Consider the following 7,590-nt stretch of genomic DNA (forward strand, 5'->3'; position numbering starts at 1 on the left):
ACTCAAGAACCGTAGGAACTACGGAGATAGCTTGGTAAATAAGAGACACCTCTGTTAGTAAAGAAATACGCTATCAAGTATGCTCTCTTCCCAAGAAGCTCCCACTTCAAGCGTTAAGAACCGATAGGTTTAGCTAAGTGGTGAGTAGTTCACTCCATTGTTAGGTATCCCCTATGTCCTAGTTCCAATTGTCTCAAGTACGATCGCCTATACAGCAACAAGTCTTGGCTGGGTTGGGAAAACCTACCTGACGGTTCCGTGGGTCACGCCTGCTGGTTTATCAGGCTACTTGTCAACAGGAGGCGACATTCGGGCTTCGATTTTGCAGATCGTGATTATTGTTGTCGGGGTATTCGTTTATTTACCGTTTGTGCTGATGGCAAATAAAGTGAAGGAAGATTAGCATGGCAGCAGCGCTTAAGCTTTTAGCGGGACTCTTTCCTGTCTACCCTGAATTTCAAAAAGCACCCGATGAAACGTTAAAAAAAATTGCACTGATGGGTTACGAAGGAATTGAGCTTTACGGAAATTTCTTTCATCCGGCTGAAAAAATCCAAGAGCTTTGTCAGAAATACAAGCTGGAGGTAAGCGGAGCACAAACCTCATGGCGTTATCTCAATCAAGTACATCTCCAAGAGGTTATGGATTACCAGCATATTCTTGGAAATAAAAATATCATTATCTCAGCACTAGGCGGTCCTTGGGAATCCGGTCATAAGAAAACCGAAAATACTCTGGCAACTTGGCTGGCGCATACGGAAAAAATAGATAAACTTCAAGAGGTGTTGTCTCGGAACGGCTTTACACTGAGCTATCATACACATGATTATGACTTCAATGAAAAAATTGAGGGTCAGCAAACCTCTTTTGAGCTTATTCGTGAAAATACGAATCCTCTGGTTGGGATCGAGGTAGATACCGGCAGCAGTATCAAAGGCAATCAGTGCCCACAAAAATTGATAGCGGAGTTAGGTGCTCGTGCTCGATTAATTCATGCTAAACCAGTGAAAAAAGATGGCTCTTTTGATGTGACTCTAGGAGATTCAGAGGATGTGAATGATTGGTGCAAAATCATTTTATCATGCAAGCAGGCTGGTACGCAGTGGTTAGTAGTGGAACCTGAAAATGAACGGGAGAATGGTTTTACAGCACTGGCTTTTGGTCATAGACATCTTCATAATTTAATAAATAGTTAAATGAAAATCGAACGGTCATTACTATCTCAAGGATAGAAAATGACCGTTCGATTTTATTTTGTCAAATATGTTTCAGCTAGTCTATTTTCTTTTTTTCTGAACCATAAAACTGATAATTATCAGCAACAATCCGCTGAAAAGCAGGACGATTTTAGAATCGGTATCTTTCTCTACCAAAGTAAAGAGGTAGAAAATTTTTAAGTATTTTTCGCCAGCGAACAGACTAGCCACGTAATAGCCCAAAGGCAGAATCAAACCTGTGACCGGTTGGTTGGTAAAGGCGAAACCAATCGCATATAGCCCACCCATAAACAACGCATTTGCCAATCCACTAAATAAAAACAAGTCAAATTCGATCGTTGCGTTGCTTAATTCAAAAAGCAGTAAGCAGCCGCAAGTCAGTAATAGTAAGGTGATAAGAATCTGAAGAAAACGTAAGAACAAGATTCCTACATAGGAAAAACGTTTGGTTTTGATCAGCAACGTCGTTTCCTCTGAACTATCCGGCAGGTAAAGAGGGATAAACAGGATCAACCCGATCAAAGAGAAGAAGCGTTCATAGATCTCAGCACTTTGGAGAAATGATGCATTTTCGACCCCAAAGAAGGTGGGGAAGAGCAGCGTTAACAGGAACGCCGTAAAGACTGCTGGGTAAAAATGAAATCGCCAGAAAGCGATGGATACTTTAGCGAGAATTCCCATAGTGCATTCGTCCTTTCCGTTTCCGATCAAAGATCACGCAGCTTAACAAGAAGCAAATCAAACCGAGAGCAAACCAAAGGACGCGGTTGATAACTAATTCAAAAAAGATTTGTTCAAACACTTCTCTAGATCCTACGGTGTTAAAGCGGGGGATCAGATTGAACCCAACGCTGCCAACAATATTACGGCCGTTGCTTAAGAGTGATAAGAGCCAAAAGCCTAATTGGAAGATGACGCTCACCAACCCATTAAATATAGTAGTAATCAGGAAGCTAATCCCGATAACCGCTACGATTGTTGGTAAGGACCAGCCGATAATGTATTGATAAAACAGCAGCAAATCTCCAACATGTTGATATTTTTGAGCGACATAGACGGATTGAATGGCCGGCAATAGACTGAACAGAATAACTGGCAATAGCACCAAGAGAACGGTCGCTAAAAAACGAGTGCCGTATAATTTAAAGCTAGAAATTCGTTTAGAGTGAATCACCAATTGGCTTTGCGCACGTTTATCCCGCAGAACGACGGTCGCCGCGATAAAGACTGGAACCAAAGCCAGCACCAATCCTAAATAATCACAGGTCATACGAGCAAAGGCGCCAGAGACTCGGTCTTTAGTCAATGTTGTTTGAAAGTTCTTTGTGGCTTCTTCATAGGTTAATTGTCTTCGCGTTTGATTCAAATAGACATTCTTAGAGAAATCCGACCCTTTACCAATCAGCTCTTCTACTTTTCGCATATCCTTTTCGAAGGCAGGATAGGTGTAGTCTTTAGCTAGTACAAATTTTTCTGCCAAAGCAAATTGATCGATTTGCGGATTTTCGATGGCCAGATTCGATTGGGCTTGATTTAATTCCGCGACTGACATTCCAGTCGCTCGCTCTAGAATTTCTTTGATCGTTGCTTTATCGGATTTTGACGGTGTAACGGTTTTTAAGAAACCAAAAGGATAGGTGTTAAAGCCTTTACTGTTGTATTGCTGCAGCAATGAAAAGATTGTTTGTTGCTGAATGGCGTGCTTATCGGTTGTTCGACCGATTCCATAATCATTTTTACCTGGTTCAGGCTGCTTCAACGAAATAAAATCCGAACCAAGTTGTGTAAAGAGAAAGCCGCCGATAAATAGGACGACTAACCAATATGTCAAACTTTTCAAGGTTAATCCCAGTTCTTTTTTGAGTAGCATGCTAATCCCCACCTTTCATTGATAATAGGTAGAGATAAGCATCTTCTAATGTCGGACGCTCTTCAATCACCAGCGGATGGCGCATGATTGCGGCATCTGGCTTGCCGATGAAGCGCAGGTGAGAAGTACTGCCATCTTGCTGCAGGCTGATGATTTGCACTTGTTTTTTGGCAGCATTCAATTCCGTTCGTGGAACCTGAACGCTAAAGATTTTCCCTTGGGCATTCAGTAACAATTGTTCGATCGAATCCGAAAAAAGAATTCGTCCTTTTTCTAAAATCGCGACATTCTCCGCTGTGGCCTCAATATCGCCAGCGATGTGAGTCGACAGCAGGACGATTTTATCTTCACTGACTTCCGCTAAGAGGTTTCTAAAGCGTAGCCGTTCTTCTGGGTCTAACCCCGCTGTCGGCTCATCTACCACCAGAATTTTCGGATCGTTCAGCAAAGCCTGCGCAATTCCTAAACGGCGTTTCATACCGCCAGACATGGCTTTGACTTTGACATTTTTATGAATCGTCAAGTTGACCTGCTCCAGCAAGGCATTGATCCGTGTTTGGCGTGTTCGTTTATCTAACTCGGAAAGCACAGCTAGATAATCCAACGCCTGATAAGCGGTCATATTGCCGTACATCGAAAATTCCTGCGGAAGAAAGCCGATGATCGAACGGACTCTTTTCTGATCATGAATGTCGATCCCGTTCATGCGGATCTCGCCCTCATTTGTCGGAAGCAGAGTAACGAGCGTTTTTAACAAAGTCGTTTTGCCGGCACCATTGCGTCCTAGCAGTCCGAACATCCCCGTTGAAATGGACAGGTTGATATCGTAGAGAACTTGTTTTTTGCCGTAGTATTGATTTAAATGATTGATTTCGATCTGCATCAGTGATCCCTCCTAATTCTTCTGTTGCCTTACCTAAAGGATACTCATCAAATCTCTATAAATTCTCTACAATTGTCGATTTTTCGATTAATCAAGCAAAAAAACCGCCGAAACGATTGCGCCGCCTTCAAGACTATTCGCGATTTTTAGTTGACCGCCATGCTTTTGAGAAAGGGCTTCGGCAATCGTCAAGCCGAGTCCGAAATGACTGTTTTTATTTTGTGAGTAATAGGGTTCTGTCGCTGTTAACAGTTCCTTTTTAGAAAAGCCCGGCCCATCGTCCTTAACGTAAACAATGACCAGCTTCTCCTGTAAAGTAATGGTGATGTCGATTGTTTGCTTAGCGAAACGATAGGCGTTATTCAGCAAGTTCTCTACTACCTCGTTGATCAGGTCAAGATCGTATTTCGCGGTGATTTTCGGATAATCCTTCGTAATCAGCAGCTCCTTTTTTGAGCAGTGTTGCTCAATTTCTCGGATGTGCTCTTCAATTAAGTTTAATGGCTGTAGTTCTTTGTGAAGCGGACGATCCTCCAGCTTTTGTAATTGCTGCATCGTTTCAGAAAAAGAACTAAGGCGAGTAATGCTATTTTTGATTTTTACAGCGGATTTATCAAAGACCTCTGGACTCAGACGATCTTGTTCATAGTAGGCTTCTAGTAGCTCCAGATTGTTTTGAATTGTTGCCAATGGCGTGCGCAGATCATGGGAAAAGGCGGCATTGACTTTTTTTTGATCACGATACATTTCATTGAGTTTTTTCTCGTTTTCTTGCAGTGTCAGACGCAGATGATCCAGACCAAGCGAGGTTTTCTCAAACTCATCGTAGGTATTGTAGTAGACTGGATGCTGGTAATTTCCTTGTTCAATCTGCTGGATACTTTTTTCTAAGATCGTGATCGGTTGCAAAATTCGTTTGCGATAGAACATCTTTGTCGCAAAATATACACCTAGGAAGCCGTAGACAAAAACGGAATATTGGCGAACGTATTCCAATAGCTGAATTGTTGGGGAGGAGGTTGTCGAGGGCTTCCAAGACAAATAATCCCAAAAGAAAGTGGGTTCAGAGTCAGGCATAAGAATCAGCCGTTCCCAGCTCACACAAATGGAGACCGTAATTAGAGTTGCAAAAGCAACCCCTAAGACACCAATCAAAAGATAAAGAAGTAAGCTTTGATCAAGGCTGCTCCTTTTAGCAAACAGCCGAGCAATTACATCATCTAGCCAATCCATTTATAGCCGACCCCCCAAACGGTTTGAATATAGTCAGTCGCTGAATATTCTGAAAGCTTCTTTCGTATCCGCCGAATATGCTCCGTAATGATTGCGGCATCACCTAGTTTATCCCAGTCCCAAAGATACTGATAGATTTCTTCTTTTGAAAAAGCTCTTCCGGGATGCTTAGACAACAGCTCAACGATTGAAAATTCGACTTTAGTTAAATAAATCTCTTGTTTGCGATAGAAAAGCACCTTTTGATCATAGTCAATCATCAACTCGCCAAAATATGCTATCTTTCGTACGGATTGTTTACGATTTTCTCGCCTAAGATGCGCCTCAATTCGCAATCCCAGCTCCTTTAAGCTGACGGGCTTGACTAAATAATCATCGCCGCCAATCGTCAGCCCTTGTATTCGGCTTTCTTCATCTTCTTTCGCAGATAAAAAAACAATTGGGCAGGCGATTTGTTCCCGAATTGTCGCACACAGTTCAAAGCCATCCATTTCAGGCATATTCACATCCAAAATGATGATATCTGGCTGATGCGAGAGTTGTTTTAAACCATCAAGTCCGTTGTTTGCGGTGTAGACAAGGTAGTTCATTAGTTGAAAATAATCCTTAAACGTGTCTAATAAGTCGAGTTCATCATCAATGATTAGTATTTTGTTCACATAAAACCTCCTAACACGATGGAATTCTATAGATTAATCCTATTATAAAGAATACGAAGAACCGTTGTCAGTAATAACTTTTAAAATGTAGGCTAAGAGTAGAACAATTTTAGAAATTTAGAAAATGAATATTATTAAAAATAATATAGGAACCTTAGTGGATAAGTGTCGCAATATAAAATATCAGTTATAAATATATTTTTATTTTAAAAAAAGAACGTAGATTATATAACAATCTACGTTTTTGTGAAAAATAATAGTTATTTGGATGTGGAAAAGTTTAATAAAATATAAAAATATAGTTATTATTTTGGTACAATAGAAGGAGCTTGATTAAATTCGTCTTTATTTTTTTTGATATTTAAGAAAAATGGAGACTGAGACCTATTCAATTAAGATGAACCTAATGAGATAATTTTTAATAATCAAGTTAATAAAAATATATAGTTGGTTCATTAAAAAGGAAAGGAGCGTCATGATAACAAGCGATTTACTTATGGAAGAAGAAAGATATCAGCTCTATATTTTACAAATGCTTGAGATAAAAAAGTCAACATATTGTTCAATTGATCAATTGTGTGATTTATTAGAAATTTCAAAGTATAAAGTAGAAAAGCATATCCAAACTTTGCAAACTGAGATAAAGATAATAGAGCCTGATGCATATATTGACGTAGAAGTGACAGGAGAAGTAAATCTAAAAGGTGTAACCAATTTGGTTATAAAAAAAATGCAGCTTCACTTTTTAGAAAAGAGTCCATATTATTTGATATTTCATAACTTCATTACACAAGAAGTAAGCGTAGAAGCTCAACTTGAAAAACTTCATATTAGTCGATCAGTGGCATATAAGTATCAAAAAAATCTCAAAAGCTTGTTAAAAGAAGAGGGATTTCAGTTATACAAAAGTCAGATAGTTGGGTCAGAGTTTCATTTAAGAAGTTTTCTTTTTGGATTTTACTATGATGTTTTTAATGGGATTAGTAACCCGTTTCCAGAGAAATGTAAAGAGGTAGCCACAAAAATTATTCATTATTTGGTTAGCTATCTCAATACCCCTATTTCGAAGACCAAGGAACACAAACTGATTTTCTTTATCAATATTTGGTTAACTAGATTGGCACAAGGGCACACGATTAGTGATGAGTATGTAAAGATCAATAATGATCCTTTCAGAGAGTACCTCGTTCGAACAATCCACAGCCAATTCTCAATGGATAAACAGATTTGTGATAAAGAAATCTCTTACTTCTTTTTATTTTTAAGTTTGGAAGATATTAACCAACAGTTCATGGGTGATTTTTTACTTGAAGAGATCAATCGACTCGCAAACAACAATACACAAAAATTTTTACAGAAACTACGTCATGATTTCAAATTTGATTATTTAGATTTAGAAAATCCACAAGAAATTTATAATGGACTACTTATGATTAACCGAAAATGGTTAACGTATCACTTTAGAGAGACCACATTCATTTCTAAGGTTCAACTTAAGTATTTTCAAGAAATAAGTCCAAAATTTGAATATTTGGTACGAAGTTTTATTGATAATTTGGATAGCGCCTTATTCGTGAATTCGCAAGAAAAGAATAAGTTGTACTATGATCAATGTCATTAACTTAAGCATATTGACAAATAATCCGTAGTACTGGTGGAAGAATTGTTCTTCTCCAGTGCTACGGATTTGTCTTTTATTCGCTCGATGGCACGTCTAAATAAGCGATT

At 39.1% G+C, this 7,590-nt stretch carries 8 protein-coding genes; 3 read left to right on the forward strand and 5 right to left on the reverse strand.

Annotated features, from left to right (window positions below; all coding sequences use genetic code 11):
* Positions 1-157 precede the first annotated feature (157 nt).
* Positions 158-403, forward strand: a complete 246-nt coding sequence (locus KQI58_RS22040; RefSeq protein ID WP_216411080.1) for a PTS sugar transporter subunit IIC — start codon at positions 158-160, stop codon at positions 401-403.
* 1 nt (position 404) lies between these two features.
* Positions 405-1,196 carry a sugar phosphate isomerase/epimerase family protein gene (locus KQI58_RS22045; protein ID WP_216411081.1) on the forward strand — a complete coding sequence of 264 codons (792 nt, stop codon included), beginning with the start codon at positions 405-407 and terminating at the stop codon, positions 1,194-1,196.
* Between the two features lie 81 nt (positions 1,197-1,277).
* Here KQI58_RS22045 and KQI58_RS22050 read toward each other — a convergent pair whose 3' ends face one another.
* The 5 genes from KQI58_RS22050 to KQI58_RS23245 all read right to left on the reverse strand — a co-directional run bounded on the left by KQI58_RS22050 (position 1,278) and on the right by KQI58_RS23245 (position 5,862).
* Complete coding sequence (locus KQI58_RS22050; RefSeq protein ID WP_216411082.1) at positions 1,278-1,898, reverse strand: hypothetical protein; 621 nt, start codon at positions 1,896-1,898, stop codon at positions 1,278-1,280.
* Positions 1,882-3,087, reverse strand: coding sequence for an ABC transporter permease (locus KQI58_RS22055; protein WP_216411083.1), 1,206 nt, complete (start codon positions 3,085-3,087; stop codon positions 1,882-1,884). Before KQI58_RS22055 ends, KQI58_RS22050 begins: the two co-directional genes overlap by 17 nt.
* Position 3,088: 1 nt before the next feature.
* Positions 3,089-3,970: an ATP-binding cassette domain-containing protein gene (locus tag KQI58_RS22060; protein ID WP_216411084.1), complete on the reverse strand. Its 882-nt coding sequence runs from the start codon at positions 3,968-3,970 to the stop codon at positions 3,089-3,091.
* An 87-nt stretch (positions 3,971-4,057) separates the two neighbouring features.
* Positions 4,058-5,203 carry a HAMP domain-containing sensor histidine kinase gene (locus tag KQI58_RS22065; RefSeq protein WP_216411085.1) on the reverse strand — a complete coding sequence of 382 codons (1,146 nt, stop codon included), beginning with the start codon at positions 5,201-5,203 and terminating at the stop codon, positions 4,058-4,060.
* Positions 5,191-5,862 (reverse strand): response regulator transcription factor, encoded by a 672-nt coding sequence (locus tag KQI58_RS23245; protein WP_216411086.1) that lies wholly within the window; start codon positions 5,860-5,862, stop codon positions 5,191-5,193. Before KQI58_RS23245 ends, KQI58_RS22065 begins: the two co-directional genes overlap by 13 nt.
* A gap of 475 nt (positions 5,863-6,337) precedes the next feature.
* Here KQI58_RS23245 and KQI58_RS22075 point away from each other — a divergent pair, with 475 nt between their 5' ends.
* The gene (locus KQI58_RS22075; RefSeq protein WP_216411087.1) at positions 6,338-7,483 is read left to right on the forward strand and encodes a helix-turn-helix domain-containing protein; all 1,146 of its coding nucleotides are present in this window, start codon (positions 6,338-6,340) and stop codon (positions 7,481-7,483) included.
* Positions 7,484-7,590: the final 107 nt, after the last annotated feature.

This window comes from Enterococcus raffinosus (assembly GCF_018917525.1).
GTDB classification, from domain to species: domain Bacteria; phylum Bacillota; class Bacilli; order Lactobacillales; family Enterococcaceae; genus Enterococcus_A; species Enterococcus_A raffinosus_A.